16 protein-coding genes and 2 pseudogenes are annotated in these 16,638 nt (G+C 59.1%); 6 read left to right on the top strand and 12 right to left on the bottom strand.

Annotated elements, in window-relative coordinates:
* Window positions 1–224 precede the first annotated feature (224 nt).
* Window positions 225–1,145 carry a ketopantoate/pantoate/pantothenate transporter PanS gene (panS, locus tag IGS75_RS04030; protein ID WP_202257688.1) on the top strand — a complete coding sequence of 307 codons (921 nt, stop codon included), beginning with the start codon at window positions 225–227 and terminating at the stop codon, window positions 1,143–1,145.
* Here the strand turns inward: panS and IGS75_RS04025 are convergent.
* Complete coding sequence (locus IGS75_RS04025; protein ID WP_202257686.1) at window positions 1,117–2,439, bottom strand: ATP-dependent DNA helicase; 1,323 nt, start codon at window positions 2,437–2,439, stop codon at window positions 1,117–1,119. The two genes, panS and IGS75_RS04025, sit on opposite strands and share 29 nt — an antisense overlap.
* On the opposite strand from IGS75_RS04025, the gene tmpT reads away from it, so the two are divergent.
* The gene (gene tmpT / locus IGS75_RS04020) at window positions 2,438–3,199 is read left to right on the top strand and encodes a thiopurine S-methyltransferase (protein WP_337249222.1); all 762 of its coding nucleotides are present in this window, start codon (window positions 2,438–2,440) and stop codon (window positions 3,197–3,199) included. The two genes, IGS75_RS04025 and tmpT, sit on opposite strands and share 2 nt — an antisense overlap.
* A gap of 22 nt (window positions 3,200–3,221) precedes the next feature.
* On the opposite strand, the pseudogene IGS75_RS04015 reads toward tmpT, so the two are convergent.
* From IGS75_RS04015 to IGS75_RS04000, 4 genes and pseudogenes are all read right to left on the bottom strand, one after another.
* Window positions 3,222–3,523 (bottom strand): annotated as a pseudogene (locus tag IGS75_RS04015) (hopanoid C-3 methylase HpnR); the annotation flags it as partial.
* Between the two features lie 262 nt (window positions 3,524–3,785).
* Window positions 3,786–3,974 (bottom strand): hypothetical protein, encoded by a 189-nt coding sequence (locus IGS75_RS04010; RefSeq protein ID WP_202257684.1) that lies wholly within the window; start codon window positions 3,972–3,974, stop codon window positions 3,786–3,788.
* Entirely contained in the window at window positions 3,974–5,842 is a 1,869-nt protein-coding gene (gene feoB, locus IGS75_RS04005) for a ferrous iron transporter B (RefSeq protein ID WP_202257682.1), read from the bottom strand. The genes IGS75_RS04010 and feoB overlap by 1 nt, the downstream gene beginning before the upstream one ends.
* Before the next feature lie 5 nt (window positions 5,843–5,847).
* Window positions 5,848–6,090, bottom strand: a complete 243-nt coding sequence (locus IGS75_RS04000; RefSeq protein ID WP_141350967.1) for a FeoA family protein — start codon at window positions 6,088–6,090, stop codon at window positions 5,848–5,850.
* Between the two features lie 437 nt (window positions 6,091–6,527).
* On the opposite strand from IGS75_RS04000, the gene IGS75_RS03995 reads away from it, so the two are divergent.
* Window positions 6,528–6,821 carry a metal-sensitive transcriptional regulator gene (locus IGS75_RS03995; RefSeq protein WP_408876491.1) on the top strand — a complete coding sequence of 98 codons (294 nt, stop codon included), beginning with the start codon at window positions 6,528–6,530 and terminating at the stop codon, window positions 6,819–6,821.
* Window positions 6,822–6,834: 13 nt separating this feature from the next.
* Here IGS75_RS03995 and IGS75_RS03990 read toward each other — a convergent pair whose 3' ends face one another.
* From IGS75_RS03990 to IGS75_RS03975, 4 genes are all read right to left on the bottom strand, one after another.
* A complete protein-coding gene (locus tag IGS75_RS03990) occupies window positions 6,835–7,152 on the bottom strand; it encodes a hypothetical protein (protein ID WP_202257680.1) in 318 nt (105 codons plus the stop codon).
* A 41-nt stretch (window positions 7,153–7,193) separates the two neighbouring features.
* The gene (locus tag IGS75_RS03985) at window positions 7,194–7,985 is read right to left on the bottom strand and encodes a copper resistance protein B (RefSeq protein WP_141350683.1); all 792 of its coding nucleotides are present in this window, start codon (window positions 7,983–7,985) and stop codon (window positions 7,194–7,196) included.
* Window positions 7,982–9,760: a copper resistance system multicopper oxidase gene (locus IGS75_RS03980; RefSeq protein ID WP_202257678.1), complete on the bottom strand. Its 1,779-nt coding sequence runs from the start codon at window positions 9,758–9,760 to the stop codon at window positions 7,982–7,984. The genes IGS75_RS03985 and IGS75_RS03980 overlap by 4 nt, the downstream gene beginning before the upstream one ends.
* Window positions 9,761–9,846: 86 nt before the next feature.
* Complete coding sequence (locus tag IGS75_RS03975; protein WP_167495466.1) at window positions 9,847–10,296, bottom strand: hypothetical protein; 450 nt, start codon at window positions 10,294–10,296, stop codon at window positions 9,847–9,849.
* A 250-nt stretch (window positions 10,297–10,546) separates the two neighbouring features.
* Between IGS75_RS03975 and IGS75_RS03970 the strand changes: the two genes are divergently transcribed.
* Complete coding sequence (locus IGS75_RS03970) at window positions 10,547–10,759, top strand: heavy-metal-associated domain-containing protein (RefSeq protein ID WP_141350689.1); 213 nt, start codon at window positions 10,547–10,549, stop codon at window positions 10,757–10,759.
* Between the two features lie 111 nt (window positions 10,760–10,870).
* On the opposite strand, the pseudogene IGS75_RS03965 reads toward IGS75_RS03970, so the two are convergent.
* Window positions 10,871–11,724: pseudogene (locus IGS75_RS03965) on the bottom strand (transposase); the annotation flags it as partial.
* 126 nt (window positions 11,725–11,850) lie between these two features.
* Between IGS75_RS03965 and IGS75_RS03960 the strand changes: the two are divergent.
* Window positions 11,851–14,226 (top strand): heavy metal translocating P-type ATPase, encoded by a 2,376-nt coding sequence (locus tag IGS75_RS03960; RefSeq protein ID WP_202257676.1) that lies wholly within the window; start codon window positions 11,851–11,853, stop codon window positions 14,224–14,226.
* A gap of 22 nt (window positions 14,227–14,248) precedes the next feature.
* Here the strand turns inward: IGS75_RS03960 and IGS75_RS03955 are convergent, their stop codons facing one another.
* Both IGS75_RS03955 and cysK read right to left on the bottom strand, forming a co-directional pair.
* Complete coding sequence (locus IGS75_RS03955) at window positions 14,249–14,917, bottom strand: RBBP9/YdeN family alpha/beta hydrolase (protein ID WP_202257674.1); 669 nt, start codon at window positions 14,915–14,917, stop codon at window positions 14,249–14,251.
* Window positions 14,918–15,041: 124 nt separating this feature from the next.
* Window positions 15,042–16,037 (bottom strand): cysteine synthase A, encoded by a 996-nt coding sequence (gene cysK / locus IGS75_RS03950; protein ID WP_202257673.1) that lies wholly within the window; start codon window positions 16,035–16,037, stop codon window positions 15,042–15,044.
* Window positions 16,038–16,359: 322 nt separating this feature from the next.
* Between cysK and IGS75_RS03945 the strand changes: the two genes are divergently transcribed.
* Window positions 16,360–16,557: a hypothetical protein gene (locus IGS75_RS03945; protein ID WP_141350697.1), complete on the top strand. Its 198-nt coding sequence runs from the start codon at window positions 16,360–16,362 to the stop codon at window positions 16,555–16,557.
* Window positions 16,558–16,638 lie beyond the last annotated feature (81 nt).

Here is a 16,638-nt window from a genome sequence, read left to right as displayed (position 1 = left end):
CTTTCGCTAAATGCAGGAAGACGCTCGTCGGCTTTCTTAAGCGTAATAAACGCAGGCCAGTCCCTAGCGCGTTAATGGTATTTTTCGGGCTGCCTCTGTTCTGCGTTCTCCATTGGAAGGGATGACGGGCCGGCTGTTGCCCGGCATAAGGGCATTCCTGTCATCTCCACCAAGATGAGTTGAATGTCTCCTGAGAAATATTTTTTTCCCTCGGTTCCGCTTCGATGATGACGCGCCTCTTTCCCTTCTGGGCTGTTCTGGTGTCCGCCCTCGCACTGCTGCGGCCCGGACCGTTTCTGACGCTGGTTCCTGTTATCACGCCGCTTCTGGCCTTCGTAATGTTCACGATGGGCGTATCGCTGACGCCTGCTGATTTCGGCCGGATTCTGCGCCGTCCCGCGCCGGTTCTGGCGGGCGTGGGCTTGCATTATCTCGTCATGCCGCTCGCGGCCTGGGGGATTGCACATCTGCTGTCGATGCCGCCTGCGCTGGCAACGGGCATGGTTCTCGTCGGCTGCGTATCGAGCGGCACGGCTTCGAATGTCATGATCTATCTGTCGCGCGGGGATGTCGCGCTTTCGGTCAGCATCAGCGCGTTTTCAACCCTTTTCGGGATCGTCGCGACACCGCTTCTGGTGCGGTTCTATGTGTCTTCGGGTATCGCCGTGGACAGTTGGGCACTGTTTCGCAGTATTCTGACGATGGTGGCGCTGCCCGTTCTGGCGGGGGTGATTTTGAATACCCTGTGCCACCGTGTGGTTCGCCGGGTCGAGCCAGCCTTGCCGTTTGTGGCCATGATATCGATACTGCTTATCATTGGGGCCATCGTCGCGGGCATGGGGCCGTCCCTGAAAGAGGCTGGCCCGATCATGCTTCTGGCGGTTATCCTGCATAACGGGATCGGGCTTTTGGGAGGCTACTGGGGCGGGCGGCTGCTCGGCTTTGACGAAACGGTCTGTCGTACGCTGGCGCTGGAAGTCGGGATGCAGAACTCGGGTCTCGCCGCGACGCTGGGACGGCTTTATTTCTCGCCGCTGGCGGCGCTACCAGGAGCAGTGTTCTCCATCTGGCACAATGTTTCGGGGTCCATTCTGGCCTCGCTGTGGGCGTCGCGGCCTATCGTGCGGAAAGACCCGCCGTGTTGACGAGGAACACCATGTCGGTCGCCCGCGTCACCGCTACGTAGCAGAGCTGTTGCGTCTCCAGCGGGTTCTGCCGGGCGCGGCGGCCGATATCGCCGAGATCCACGAACACGTTTCTGAACGTGCTGCCCTGAGCCGTATGGACCGTCATGGCATAGATCGCCTGAAGCTGCAGTAGCGCGTTGTGAAATGCGAAGCGGTGGCTCCAGCGTCGGTGCTGCTGTTTCGCTTCCTGCATCAGCCGCCGATCCACGGCCTCCAGATCTTTCGGATTCTGCACGATATGGCCGGTAATTTCCTCGCCCGCCATGGTCAGGAGTGTCACTTCCCATGACGCGAGATCCGCGACCCAGGCCGGGATGTCCTTGCAGAGCTCGAATTTGTAGGACAGCCGACCGGGTTTGATGTCCATGACGAGGACTTCCTCGTTCGTGGCGATGGCCTGACGCGGTCCGCTTTCTTCCTGCTGGATGGAGAAGGGCGAGCGGGATACGACACGCTCGCCGGGCATGAAAGGGGTGGGTGTTTCGCCGCCATAGCGCCAGAGCCGGACCATCCGGTTGATCTGATGCACACGTGCATTCGTCCAGCACAGATAGCGACACCAGTCGTTATCGGCCTCAAAAGCGTCGGACAGGAAGGCCTTGCGTACCCAGCTCTCCACATCCTTGGGCAGGAACAGGCCCATCTGGTCCTGACGCGCATCGCGTACCCAGCTCCAGTCGACTTCACTTCCCTGACTGTGGCGGATGATGGTGGCGGCTTCCAGGATAGGATTACCCGCCGCCTGCCGAACGACGGTTTCGAGATGGGAGCGTGAGGGGACTGAAAAGGACGGGGACGCAGCCTCTCCCACGGGTGGAAGCTGGGCCGGATCGCCTACGAACAGCACGAAGCAGTAACGCAGAAGATCGCGGATCCAGTTCATCAGTTCCGCGGACAGCATGGAGCATTCATCGACGATCACGACCCCGTCGGCGATTGTCTGCGGCCTCTTGGAGCGCACGAGGGTTGTGGTCGTGCCCTGTGAGGATGGCTGAAGGCTCAGCAGGCTCTGGATCGTGCGGCAATCAACGTCCCGGTCTACTTTTGAGCGTAGGACGGCAGTGGCCTTGTGGGTAGGGGCTGTGATGACCACCACCTTTTTCTCGCTCATGAAATGCCGGGCAACAGCCTGCATCAGCGTCGTTTTTCCGCTGCCCGCATATCCCGTCAGAAGATGCGTCGGCCGTCCTGCGGCATGTGCGGAAATGATTTCATCAAGCGCCTGCCGCTGGGAGGGGGTGAGCATGACCATGAGCGGCTTTTCTCACATTTTCCCGACACATGCCATTGTCTCGCCAGCAGAACCCGGCACAGTCTCAGTCGGAAAAAGCAGGAAGCAAGCCGGATTTATGGACGTAAAATTGAATGTCGTTTTCTGGCAGGAAAAATGGGAGCGCGGCGAGACGGGCTTTCATGAACCACAGGCCAATCCGCTCCTGACCCGTCATATTGGGGCGCTGGATCTTCCAGCGGGAGCGCGGATTTTCGTGCCTCTGTGCGGCATGAGTCAGGACATGGTCTGGCTCGCGGAGCAGGGCTTTCACGTGACCGGATGTGAGCTGAGTGATATCGCCGTGCGCCGGTTCTTCATCGACCTCGGCATTACGCCCGACATTGTGGATGTAGGGCCATTGCGTTGTTTTTCCGCCGGGAATATCCGTATTTTTGCAGGCAATATTTTCGATCTGACGCCCGATCTGCTTGGCCCGATGGGCGGTATTTACGATCGTGCCGCGCTGATCGCCCTGCCAGAAGACCTGCGTCGGGCCTATGCTGCTCATCTCCTATCCCTGACCGGCCCGGTTCCCGAACTCCTCGTTACACTTGACTACGACCAGTCCTGCCTGAAGGGACCGCCTTTTTCCGTCAGGGAGACGTTCCTGCGCGAATGTTATGGTCTGGCCTACGCGTTGACGATTCTGGAAAGTCGGGCCGTTGAAGGCGGGTTGAAAGGCCGCGGCCCGGTGTCGGAGAATGTCTGGCGCCTCAGCCCACTCCCGCCACCATCCTGACCGTGCCTTTCAGCGCTTCTCAGCCCATGTGCTTGGTGTTCAGCACCTGCTGCGGCTTGACCAGTTCCTTAGTAGACCTCGGACAGGGTGGCCGGTAGGACGGCGCTCTGGATGTCGAACAGGCGATAATCGCGCGTGTTCAGGCGCCTGGATAGGGCTTCGTGACGGAGATGTTCAAGATATCCGGGATTTCGAGACACCACTGACGCACGGCTTCGAAGCGTTCCCGAATCCAGGACGGATCCGCGATGATGTTGATCGCAACCGTCAGGCCGAGCGAGCATATTCCAGCGTCTCGAAATTGGCATCCAGCGACACGCGCTTGCACTTCTCGAAATCCGCCTGGTTGGAGATGGCCCAGGTTGAGGTCGAGCCGTATCCGGTGGACGCGAAGGGGCCATGCTCTCCCAGATATTAGCAAAAAGCTGCTCGTGCTCCGTGAAGAGCGGGTCAGTCGGGTCCGTAGAGAGAAGCTGCATCTGAAGATCACGACGGACAAGCGCCGTTACGTGCTGTCTATGCCAGCTTTGCAGTCGAGCGCAACAGTCCGGACCTTCAGGAATTCTGCCCTCGTAGTGCGGCTGTTTTAGTGGCAGCCGCCCTTACCAGAACGGTCACAGCCCGAGCAGCCGCCGCAACCCTTACCGATGGTAGGCTGCGGTGTGGGCAGACCTACGGCCGTGCGCAGGCGGCCCCAACCCTGAGGGAAGAGGCGCGCATACCAGTAAATGGCGGCGGCGCAGACAATCAGCAGGGCAACAGCAACTTCGATCATCAGGGAACTCCCGTAATGGCGCGGGTGATGTGATAGGTCAGGAACGCGGCCAGATAGGCCAGCCCGAACAGATACGCCGCAGCCCATAGAACGGTTCTGATGGAGCCGGTTTCCCGCCGCATGACAGCCAGCGTGGAAATGCATTGCGGCGCATAAACATACCATGCCAGCAGTGAGAATGCTGTGGCCATGCTCCACTGTGTCGAGAGTAGCGGCAGGAGTTTGTCGGTTGCGCCGTCATCCGTGGCCCCGATGGCATAGACGGTCGCCAGTGAGCTGACGGCTACTTCACGCGCCGCAAGGCCTGGGATCAGCGAGACGCAGATCTGCCAGTTGAAGCCGATGGGCGCGAACACCCACTGCATCAGATGACCAATGCGCCCGGCCAGACTGTAATCAATGGCCGCACCCGGAGCGCCCGCGGGCGGCAGCGGGAAGCTCGACAGTGCCCAGAGCAGCACGTTCAGCGAGACGATGATCGTCCCCACGCGGGAGAGAAACATCACCGCGCGCTGCCACAGGCCGAGCGCGAGGCTCTTGAGGTTTGGGCGGCGATAGGGGGGCAGTTCGAGCAGCAGCGGGTGCTCTTCGGATTTCACACCCCGCGTCATGACACGGGCCGCGATGACGCCGCTGACGATGGCCACGGCATAAAGCCCGAACAGGACTAGCCCCTGAAGCCCGAAAATCCCGAACACCGTATGATGCGGCACGAACGCGCCGATCAGCAGCGTATAGACCGGAAGACGGGCCGAGCACGTCATGAGCGGCGCGATCAGGATCGTGACCAGACGGTCCCGCGGGTTCTGGATCGTCCGCGCCGCCATGATGCCCGGAATGGCGCAGGCGAAGCTCGACAGCAGGGGAATGAAGGATCTTCCGCTCAGCCCGGCCAGCGCCATCAGCCGGTCCAGCAGGAAGGCGGCGCGGGGCAGATAGCCTGATTCCTCAAGAGCGAGAATCCACAGGAACAGGATGAGGATCTGCGGTAGGAACACGATGACCGTGCCTGCACCAGCAATCACGCCATCGGCCAGAAGGCTGTGCAGGATACCGTCCGGTAATGGCTTGAGAACGATCTGCCCGAATGTCGAAATCCCGCTGTCCAGCCCGTCCATGAGTGGCTGCGCCCAGGCGAAGACGGTCTGGAACATGACGAACAGCACGACCAGAAGAATGACCGGTCCCCAGATCGGATGCAGGAACAGCCGGTCCAGACGGTCTGTCAGGCGATCCTTTCCGGCGGATGGGTCCACGACATGAACCGCCAGAAGCCGCCGCACTTCCATATGGGGATCGATCCCCGCCGGAAGGGGGGGGGGGGGGGCGGGAAGAGGCAGGTCGAGGGCTTGCAGAAGTGGCACCACGCCGGCGCGGTTGAGGCTGACGACCGGGACGATGGGCATGCCCAGATCGGCCTGCAAACCGGCCACGTCAATCTGAAGGCCGTTGCGCTGGGCTTCATCCATCATGTTCAGCGCGACGATGACGGGGAGGCCGAGCTGTTTGAGTTCCAGCAGGAAGCGCAGATGCAGTCGCAGATTGGTCGCCGAAATGACGGCGACCAGCATTTCGGGTTGGGGTTCGGAGCGGTGACGTCCCAGACAGACATCACGCGTGACGTCCTCGTCCGGGCTCGTTGAATCAAGGCTGTAGGCGCCCGGCAGGTCCAACACGCGAACCGCCCGGCCACTGGGGGTTGTGAAAAACCCTTCCTTGCGCTCGACCGTCACGCCCGCATAGTTCGCAACCTTCTGCCGACTTCCCGTCAATTGGTTGAACAGGGACGTCTTGCCGCAGTTCGGATTGCCGACAAGGGCGATATGCAGGCTGGGGGCGGGCGTTTGTGTCGAGGCTGTCGAACTCATGGAGATCAGGCGGCAGTCCGCAGGCCCACGCGGGCGGCTTCGCCCCGGCGCAGGGCAAAGCGCGACGTTCCCAGACGCACGGCGATCGGATCCCTGCCCATCGGCCCGGTCGCGACTACCTGGACGGCCTCGCCGGGGACGAAGCCCAGCTCTTCCAGTCGTGTGGCGATCGGGTCCAGAGGCGCGCGCTGCTCGATCTTCTCGATCACGGCATGAGTGCCCTTGGGTAGTGTATCCAGATACAGCATCAGTTCGGTACCCCGGTAAGATGGCGCGGGCTCAGAGGCTTCGGCCTTCATCCTAGATAGGCGCATCCTGCCCGTCCGGGAAGAGGAGTGAGAATGATTTGCATCCGGAGCTCCTCAGAAATAAATTTTATGAAAACCCCTGTTGGGGCGACAGAAGGCGGAAGAAGCGCTCGGAATAAAAAGAAAGGCCTGTTTGGTAGTGTAGAAACAGAATGTTCTTTGTTCTGCGAAGGGGCTCGTTTTTTTTCGATCCCGAAACACGCAGATGCATCGTTGGACTGGCAATTCCCGTCGCAGGGGGGCATACACCGGCCTGTGGGTGCCAGACTGGGCGGGTATAAACCCATGATGTTACGTTCGAAATGTTCTGGCAGAGGGCGGATTCTGTAATGGCACTATCCCATAAAGAACATGCGGCGGATGTCTGTGAGAACTGCATGCCGATGGACGATGATGGCCGGCGTGTTGAACAGCCCCGCAAGAAGGCTCTGACGAACCGCGTGCGTCGGATCGAAGGGCAGGTCGGCGGTGTTCTCAACATGATCGAGAACGACCGCTATTGTGTGGATATCCTGACCCAGATTTCCGCCATCAAGTCGGCGCTGGATGGTGTGTCTATCCAGATCCTGTCTGCCCACGTCAATGGCTGTGTGCGCCGTGCGGTGCAGGACGACGGGGGAGAAGACGCGATTGACGAGCTTCTCCAGGTCGTCCGCCGGATGATACGCTGAAAAGCCTGCGCGCTCAGCGGTCCAGCGTTTCGCTTGGTGCAGACTGGTTTGTCATGCCCATGTTCATTTTTTGACAGGCGGCGCGCTGCTGCTTCATTTTCGGCGTCAGCGGACTGTTCTGTTTGTTGAGCTTCTCAAGATGCGCACACAGGGCCATCTGTTGATTCATGTTCAGTCCGGCCATCGGGTCCTGTGTTTTGGAGGAGGACATGGTCATGGGGCTTTTGCCGCCCATATTCATATGGCTCATGTCCATGCCAGACATAGACGGATCGGCGTAAGCTGTGCTGGTGGTGAGAAGGGCGGTCAGTACGAGTAAAATCTTGCGCATGATGTCGGGCTTCCGGTTTTGTTTGAATGGAAAATCGATGATCAGAACCAGCTTCGGACGCCGAGGCTGAAGCGGACGGAGCCGGTGTCGTCGTGCTGGTCACGGGCGATCCGGCGGGCCTGAGTGAGATATCCGGAGTAGGTCACGGCTATGTAGGGCGCGAATTTCCGCCAGAGTTCGTATCGCAGACGCAGACCTGCATCGACATCCGACAGGCCGGCGCCAGCCTGACGTCCCGCATCGGATTTCGTGTAGAAATTGAACTCGGCCTGCGGCTGAAGGATCAGACGGTTGGTCAGCAGGAAGTCGTAAGAACCTTCCACGCGGGTGGCGAAACGTCCGCGATCGCTGACATAAGCCGTGGCCTCGAACTCGAACTCGTATAGCGCCAGACCCTGAATGCCGAACGCGCCCCAGGTGCGGGTCGGGCCGTCATCGAGGTCCATCCGTACGCCGCCCTGAAGGTTCCAGTAGGACGAGATGGAGCGTGTATAGAGCAGTTCATGGTCGCCATCGCTCATGCGCCCTTTTTCCAGCGTGCCTTCGGATTTCAGCCAGATCTTGTTGTAGTCACCGCCGAACCAGGCTTCGCCATCCCAGCGGAAATCGGTGCCGCCGGGTGCATAGCGGCCTTCAAGTTCATTGAAGATACCATGCAGCCAGGTGCCCTGATCCATCGAGGGTTTGATGTTGCCGATATAGACGACCGGCGTCGCCTCCGGCGCATCGGCGGCGTGATAGACCGGCTGGTCGGCGCAGGCCGTGCCGGATGCCAGTGCGAGGGATGACAGAGTTGTAAGGGCCAGAACTGCAGGGGAAAGGGCGTGTTTCATGCCACGATCACCGTGCGGAACATGCCCAGATCCATGTGGTATAGCAAGTGGCAGTGATACGCCCACATGCCAGGGGTATCGGCTGTCACGAGATAGCTCAGCTTCGAACCCGGCTGGGAAATGATGGTGTGCTTGTAGGGGCGGTAATCGCCCTGACCGTTTTCCAGCTCGCTCCACAGGCCGTGCAGATGGATCGGGTGTTCCATCATGGTATCGTTGATGAGCGTAAAGCGAACGCGCTCGCCGAATTTGAGGCGGATGGGGCCGGATTCCGAGAACTTCCGGCCGTTCATGCCCCAGATATAGCGTTCCATGTTGCCGGTCAGGTGCAGGATGATTTCCCGCGTCGGCGGTCGCAGGTCCGCTCCGGGGCGTGTGGCGCGGAGTTGTTTATAGTTCAGGACGCGGCGGGCGTTGTTTTCCAGACCGTCGCCGGGGCTGCCGGTTCGGTCGACGGGCATCATGGCGCGCATCTGGTTTTCGACATTGATGGGAGGCGGGCCGGGGTCGTCCACTTCCATTTTCGGCATGGCCATGTGGTTCATGTCCATGCCGGCCACGTCGCCCTCCATTTTCATGCCCGACATGTCTGCGGACATATCCATGTCCTGCATGCTTTCGCCGGGTTTCATGTTCCCCATGCCCATATCCACCATGGTACGGACCGGGCGTGGGTCCATTGGCGGGAGAGGCGCAATCATGCCTTCGTAGGGGGCGAGGGTGCCGCTTGCGTAGCCGGTGCGGTCCTCGCTCTGGGCGAAAATGGCATAGGCGCGGTCGTCCTTCGGCTGGACGATTACGTCATAGGTTTCCGCCACGCCGATGCGGAATTCGTCCACGGGGACGGGTTCGATATCGTTGCCGTCCGCCTGTACGACCAGCATTTCGAGCCCCGGAATCCGGACATCGAAGAACGTCATGGTCGAGCCGTTGATGAAACGCAGGCGCACTTTTTCGCCGGGGTTGAACAGGCCGCTCCAGTTCATGTCCGGGGCGTGGCCGTTCAGCGTGTAGGTGTAGATCGCGCCCGAGACGTCTGCGATATCGGTTGCGGCCATGCGCATTTTCGACCAGGCCAGACGGTCTGAAAGCGCTGCACCCGCACTTCCGGCCTCGCGCGCTTCCTTCGGAAAGGATGCGGCCGTGCGTTGGCGGAAGACGTAATAATCGTCCTGCATCTTGAGGTTGCTGACGATGTCATGGGGCATGACATCCGTCCATTCGGCGAGGAAAATGACGTAATCGCGGTCGCAGGCGTTCGGGTCCGGGTGGCGCGGGTCGATGACCATCGCACCATACAGGCCCATCGCTTCCTGCATTCCGGAGTGACTGTGATACCAGTAGGTGCCGCTTTGATGGAGTTTGAAGCGGTACGTAAAAGTCTCGCCGGGGGCGATGCCACCAAAGCTCAGCCCCGGAACGCCATCCATGTTTGAGGGCGTGCGGATGCCATGCCAGTGGATCGAGGTAGGCTCGTTCAGCGTGTTGGTGACGTTGATGCTGACGGTATCGCCCTGTTTCCAGCGTAGGATCGGGCCGGGCACCGTGCCACCAGCGGTTGGCGCGTGCATGGTTTTGCCATCGAGCGAGATGCGCGTGTGACCGATCTTCAGATCCCACCGGTCGGACGGCATGGGGGGTATGATGCCAGAAGAGGCCTTGGACGAGAATGCGTGCGAGCTTCGGGGCAGGGAAACCAGCAGGCCGCCTGCACCAATCCCCGTCACGAAACGCCGTCGTGTCAGGCCGCCCCGGATGCGGGACGGAAAGGTCATGAGAAAAATCCGCAAAAATGACAGAGGAGCAGGTCCTGGCTGTCCCTTGCAGGCAGCAGGACGGGTCCACGCCTGTCAGGCGTGTGTCAGATCGCGCGGAGCTTCGGCGGGGGGGAGGCCGGGATCCAGTCGGTGCCGTTGAAACGGTCGTGCCGTCCGGACGTAAAGGCGCGCGTAACGAGAGTGACGGGACTCGAAGGCTGGATGGACGTCACGGTCAGCATGGGGTCGGTCGAGACTGCATGTGTATGGCAGCAGCCTTCAGGAGACTGCTGGGGATAGGAAATCGCATGGAAGGCTGACGTGTTGCAGCAGTCCGGACTGTTGGGTTTCTGATGATGGGTCTTGTGGTGCATCACCATGGCCATCTGATGGGGGACTGCAGTCCGAGCCTGCACGGTAGACGTGCTGAGAAGAAGCCCGACCTGCATCAGCAGGCAGGCCAGCAGGCCAATCCATATCCGGGCATGTGTCCTGACCATCAGAAGTCCCAGCAGTAGGGTAAAAAATAGAGCGATCCATCGTTTGAATGTCATATGAGAGTATACCCGCAGGGGGGATATGGAAAGATTATTTTTCGGGACGCAGAAAAAATGACTTGTCGAATCTGTTTCGCGGACAACAGGTACAATCATACCCCACAATGGCATATAAAACGTAATAAAATAGTGAAATTAGATTATGGCCAGAATAGTTTTGTTGTGAGTGGTTATATACTATACCCCAGAACCGTATGGTGGGGTCTCGTTACAGGGGTGTGACTCTCACTCTGAAGGATTTCGTGATATGACAGAAACAGCGCACATGACGGTCGAGGGAATGTCCTGCAATGGCTGTTTCGGCAAGCTCCAGCGTGCCCTTGAGGCCGTGAATGGTGTAAAGGGCGTCGACATCGTGCTCGATAGAGGAAAGGTCACGGTGTCCTATGATCCGGCCCAGCTTTCGGTCGCCGCTTTAAGGGAAGTTGTCGAAGATACGGGATTTGACGTCGTTTCCTGAGGCGCGACACGCCTCCTTTTGAAAAGGTGGTGCGGCCAAGTCTGCCATGTGGGGTGATCGAAGAACTGTTGGTTGATGTAATGTGGTTCTGATTTTGGGCTTTTGGCGTGGCTACGCGCTCGCGCTGATCCTCTCCAGGCAGAGGAAGTGGTGCATGTTGTGGACGATATTGGTCAGCCCGATCCTCATGCTGGCTCGCGCGGGCCAACTGTCCGGACGAACAGCCCAGTCTGCGACCTCTGATCAGAAAAGACATACTCGATACGTGCGCTGATCACGGACTTTCCAGTATTCGACTTCTGGATACGCTGGGGCATCGGTTTGAGACTTGGCTTTTTTCGTGAAGTTTTGAGACCAAGTTCTGCTTTTCCACGGAGTCTTCATTGCCTTTGAACGATCGGCCGTGTCTGCCCAAACGGTTGATGACGTACTGGCTTATACAACAGCCTCTCTCTCAATCGCGGGCCATCACTGACGGCGGCATATTTCCCTCTCGAAGATCTGCTTTCTCGGCGTTGGTATTGCGCTGCTTTGGGGGCACCAGTGTGGCATCCCGGATCTGGCCACACGCCGGCAGATAGCTGGCGTTACGTAGGGTCGCATCAAGGCGCTCAAACAGTCTTTCAATGGCCCCCGTCTGTTTCAGACGTTTGTGAAACAGCCAGATCGTTTTGGCATCCGGAGCCTGATCTGAACGTCCCAGACCAAGGAGGCTTATGAAGGAGAGGCGATCGTTGATCAGATACTCCTTCCGTTTATCGGACAAATTGTTCAGCATCTGGGTCACCAGGATCCTGAATATCAGTACCGGATCAAAAGGCCGTCGTCCGCTCTTGCTTTCGTCTGGATACGCCAGAGCCGTGTCTAGATCAGGGCGGAAGACTTCAAAATCCACAGTCCGGGAAAACGCTTCGTGCTGATCACTAGGTCTGCCGCTCCTCAACATCAAAGAAACCCGGCCGCTTTCACGATCATGAGATTGTTCTTGGCGATAGAACTATCGTCTTTTCTGTTCTTGAAAAATAGGGTGGTGGGGTATATTTCTTGCAAACTATTTGCAGAATCCTTCTAGCCTACAGGACACTTTCCAGATGTCAGAAACGATCAGTTTCCCCATCGGTGGCATGACCTGCACCGCCTGTGCTGCGCGGATTGAAAGAGTCCTCAACCGTCAGGAGGGCGTCAGCGCTACCGTCAATTTCGCCTCTGAACGTGCGCAGGTCGTTTTCGAAAATGCGCCGTCCTCCATTGAAAGTGTCGTGGCCGCCGTGCGACGCGCTGGTTTTTCCGTGGATGAACAGAGTCTCGACCTGTCGCTGTCCGGCATGACATGTGCGGCCTGTGCAGCGCGGATCGAAAAGATACTGAACCGTCAGCCTTCCGTGCAAGCCAGCGTGAATTTTGCGGCCGAACGGGCGCATATCAATTACATTCCTGGCGTGGTCGAACCAGATTTTTTGATTGGAAAGATCGAGAAGGCTGGATTTGGCGCACAACGTTTGGATGAAGGTACGCGCGAAGATCCGAAGGCCACGCGGATCATCATCTGGAGGCGTGAGCGCAACCGCTTCATCCTGATGCTCATCCTGTCCCTGCCGCTCTTTGCCGAGATGATCGGCATGTTCTTCGGACGCATGATCGTACCGGTTTCGGTACAGTTCCTGTTCGCTACGATCGTGCAGTTTGTCTGTGGCGCGCATCTGTATGGCAGGGCCTGGAACGCTGTCCGCGGCGGCTCGGCCAATATGGATGTGCTGGTCGTGCTGGGAACATCCATTGCCTGGCTGTTCAGTGCGGTTGTGGTGGTGTTCGGGCTTCATCAGCATGTCTATTTTGAAGCCAGTGCGTCAATTATTACACTGATTTCGCTTGGCAAGCTCATGGAGACCCGGGCGAAGAACAAGACCAGCGCAGGGATCGAGAGCCTGCTCCAGCTTCAGCCGCAGAGCGCGCATGTCGAGCGTGATGGTGCGATTGTGGATCGTGCGGTTGCGGACATGCATGTCGGGGACATTTTCGTCGTGCGTCCGGGCGAGAGTGTGCCGGTGGATGGCGAGATCATCGAGGGGGCCTCCGAAGTCAACGAGTCCATGCTTACGGGTGAGAGCATTCCGGTTCTCAAGGAAGTTGGCAACGAGGTCTTTGGCGGGACGATGAACGCCAATGGCGCGCTGCGTGTCCGGGCAACCGGCGTGGGGGCGGATACGGCGCTATCCCGGATCGTGAAAATGGTCGAGCAGGCACAGGGCTCGAAGGCCAATGTGCAGCGTCTGGCCGATAAGGTTTCGGGTATTTTCGTGCCTGCCGTCATCGGCATTGCCGTTCTCACCTTCCTGATCGGCTGGGCCGTGACCGGCTCCGCGACATGGAGCCTCGTCTCTGCCGTATCCGTTCTGGTCATTGCCTGCCCGTGTTCGTTGGGTCTGGCGACGCCGACGGCTATCATGGTCGGGACGGGGCGTGGTGCGCAGTCCGGCATTCTGTTCCGCAATGCCGATGCGCTGGAGCGGGCCGAGAAGCTTAAGACCATCATTGTCGACAAGACCGGCACCCTAACCCAAGGGCGTCCTACGGTTGCCGCCATTCATCCGGCGGTGGGTATTCCGGTGGAGACGCTTCTGGGCGTTGCGCATGCTCTGGAGCATAATTCCGAGCATCCTCTGGCCCGCGCCATCGTGGATTATGCCGAAAATCACGGCGGAAATACTCCTGCCGCGGTGAAGGATTTCCAAGCGGTTCCGGGCAAGGGTGTCATCGCCGAGTGGGGTGGGCAGGAAGCGCGTCTGGGCTCGCCGGCCTTCATGCAGACGAGCGGACTGGACTTGTCTGCGCTACCGGTTGCCGCGCTGGAAAGCGAGGGCAATACTGTCATCGCCGTGGCGCAGGGCAGTCAGGTTTTGGGTATTATCGCGCTGGCGGATGAGCTGCGGGCCGATGCTGTGGCCACCGTGAAGGCCCTGAAGGCCCGGGGTGTCCGGGTTGTGATGTTGACGGGTGACAATGAACGCGCGGCCTCGCTCGTGGCGCGGCAGGTTGGCGTGGATGACTATCTGGCTGGTGTGCTGCCCGAGCACAAGGTGGATGGTGTTGCGAAATACCAGGCGCAGGGCAGTCTGGTCGGCATGGTGGGTGATGGCATCAATGATGCGCCGGCCCTGGCCGCCGCCGATGTCGGGTTCGCCATTGGTGCGGGCTCTGCCGTGGCTCTGGATACGGCAGATATCGTGCTGATGAAAAGCGAGATGATGGGCGTTCTGGACGCGATTTCCTTGTCCAATGCTACCTTGTCCAAAATTCGGCAGAACCTGTTCTTCGCCTTCATTTACAACATTCTGGGTCTGCTGCTGGCGGCTTTCGGGATGCTGAATCCGATCGTGGCTGGGGCTGCCATGGCTATGAGTTCCGTCTCGGTGGTCAGCAACTCCTTGCTGCTTAACCGTTGGAAACCGATCTCCGGCAAGCCTTGAGGAAGACTTTCTTAGGGTGTGTTCACTGCATCCGGAACGGGAGTTTTCTGCGGGCGAAATCGAGCATGGTAGTTGCGCCATGTTCCCACAGGCCCAGCGGCTCGCTGCTACCGATATGGCCGACAGCCCCCGCTTCCAGAAAGTCCGACTGCCACTGACCGGCCAGTTCCCGCGCGCGGGGCAGGGACAGCCAGGGGTCATTGCTGCTGGCCATGATCGCGGTGGGGAGCGGTAGGGGCATGTGGGGAAGCGGCCCGAAAGCGCGGATGCGTTCGACCTCCGGATGTGCTGTTTGGTCGATATCCGCAGGCGCCACCAGAAAAGCTCCGGCCACGCGCTGCCCGCCATATCGGCTCAGCCATTTCGCACTCAGCACAGCGCCGAGACTGTGGGCGATCAGAAAAACCGGACGGGATGAAGCCTCGACCGCAGAGGTCAGTGCTGCTTCCCAGTCTGCGGGGCTGGGCGTTGCCCAATCCGTCTGATGGAGACGTTTCAGGCCATAAGCCTGTTCCCAGTGAGATTGCCAGTGATCCGGACCCGAACCGAAGAGCCCAGGGACAAGTAGTAGTTCGACCTGATGGCCGAGGCGCTGAAACGCGCCGGCGATCTGCTGGCGGCCCGTATCAGGCAGGCCATGCGTCGCCCAAGCGGGATCGAAAAATGTCGGCCGGCCGGAAAACAGGTTCATGACGTTATCTCCTTTCAGCCGTCCCGACTCTTCTGCAGGAGAGCGGAACAGGACTTTGAGTTAATAACGAACACAATAAGCGGTTAAATAAAATAACTTTTCTTAATGGTTGTTTTATTGGCGCTTAGGCTAGCCCGTCGAAGAGCTGTGTGGAGAGGTAGCGTTCCGCAAAAGACGGGACGATGGCCACGATCGTCTTGCCGCGGCTGGAGGGCTTGCGGGCCAGTTCCATTCCTACAAATAGCGCGGCTCCTGAGGAAATCCCGATGGGGATGCCTTCAACCGCTGCACACAGGCGTGCCGTTGCCACTGCTTCCTGTTCAGAGACCTCGAACACCCCATCCAGAGCCTTGAGATCCAGCGTGTCGGGCTCAAAACCCGGGCCGATGCCCTGAATGCCATGCGGGCCGGGCTCATCGCCATGCAGCACAGCACTTTCGCGTGGTTCCACACCATAGACTTTGATGGATTTGCGATGTTTCTTGAGCCCGTGCGCAATGCCAGACGCCGTACCACCCGTTCCCAGGCCGGCCACAACCATATTGACCTTGCCTGCTGTGTCTTCCCAGATTTCCTGGGCCGTGGTGTCTTCATGCACGGCCGGATTCGCGTCGTTTTCGAACTGGCTCGGCATCCAGGCGTCGGGCAGGGTGCGAGTGAGCTGTTCGGCACGTTCAATGGCGCCCGCCATGCCGCGTGATGCAGGTGTCAGTTCAGTATCCGCGCCCATCAGGCGCATCATCTTGCGACGTTCGGTCGAAGCATTTTCGGGCATGGTGACGATCAGGCGGTATCCCAGCGCCACGGCCGCGAAAGCGAGAGAGATGCCAGTATTGCCCGAGGTCGGTTCGATCAGGACTGTGCGGCCCGGCGTAATCAGACCGCGCGCTTCAGCATCGCGCAGCATGGCCACGCCGATCCTGTCTTTGACGGAGCCGAGGGGGTTGAAGAATTCCAGCTTGAGGAGCAGTCGCCCGTTGAGATGCTCACGCTGGGTCAGGTGTGGCAGCGCGACCAGCGGTGTGCCTCCCACTGTCTCCAGAAAGGAGTTGAAAACGCGGCCCCGGGGGGCAGCATAACCTTCGAACGGGGCGGGGGACAGCGGAACCTTCTTGCTCATGGCCTCACTTAACACGGGAAATGGGGGGAAGGGCAGACCGTAAATAATGATTTCCATTATCACTAAAAAGTATAGTTATTATAATCATGTTTTAGGGAAAATATCATATTAATGCGTTATATATTGACGGAACGCCACACGCCGTCGTATCTGAAAGTTTCTAGAGGCATCCACAGCAATGGGACCAGTTGGTCAATGACGTGTCGAATGTGTAGCGCGCAGCGCAAACGCTGCTCTGTTTCAGTTTCGGAGACAATGCTCTCCGGCGTGTCATAACGCCCGACAACTGGACTGTCGGGCTCTTTCTTCAGAGGCCGGCACTATGCTTGGTTCAACCGTCATCGAAATTAACGGCGTTTTTCTCGGCGCGGCCATTCTGGTCAGCGAAAGTGGGACGAGACGCTTCTATGCCGCGCACGACAGTGTGCGGGCACTTCACAACGAACTTCTGCCCGATCTGGGGGCGCTTCAGCAACGCGTCCGTCTGCATGTGTGCAAACCCGCCCGCCAGACGCGCTGATTGACGAGGAGCCTCTTCTGTCCCGACGTGTTCGTACTGTAGAACGAAAAAAAGGTCACGAACCGGAACGGAATGGAGCAG

Source organism: Gluconobacter sphaericus (assembly GCF_016757795.1).
Classification (GTDB): Bacteria; Pseudomonadota; Alphaproteobacteria; order Acetobacterales; family Acetobacteraceae; genus Gluconobacter; species Gluconobacter sphaericus.
Note: the sequence above shows the minus strand (reverse complement) of the source record. Positions and strands in the feature narration are given on the sequence as shown.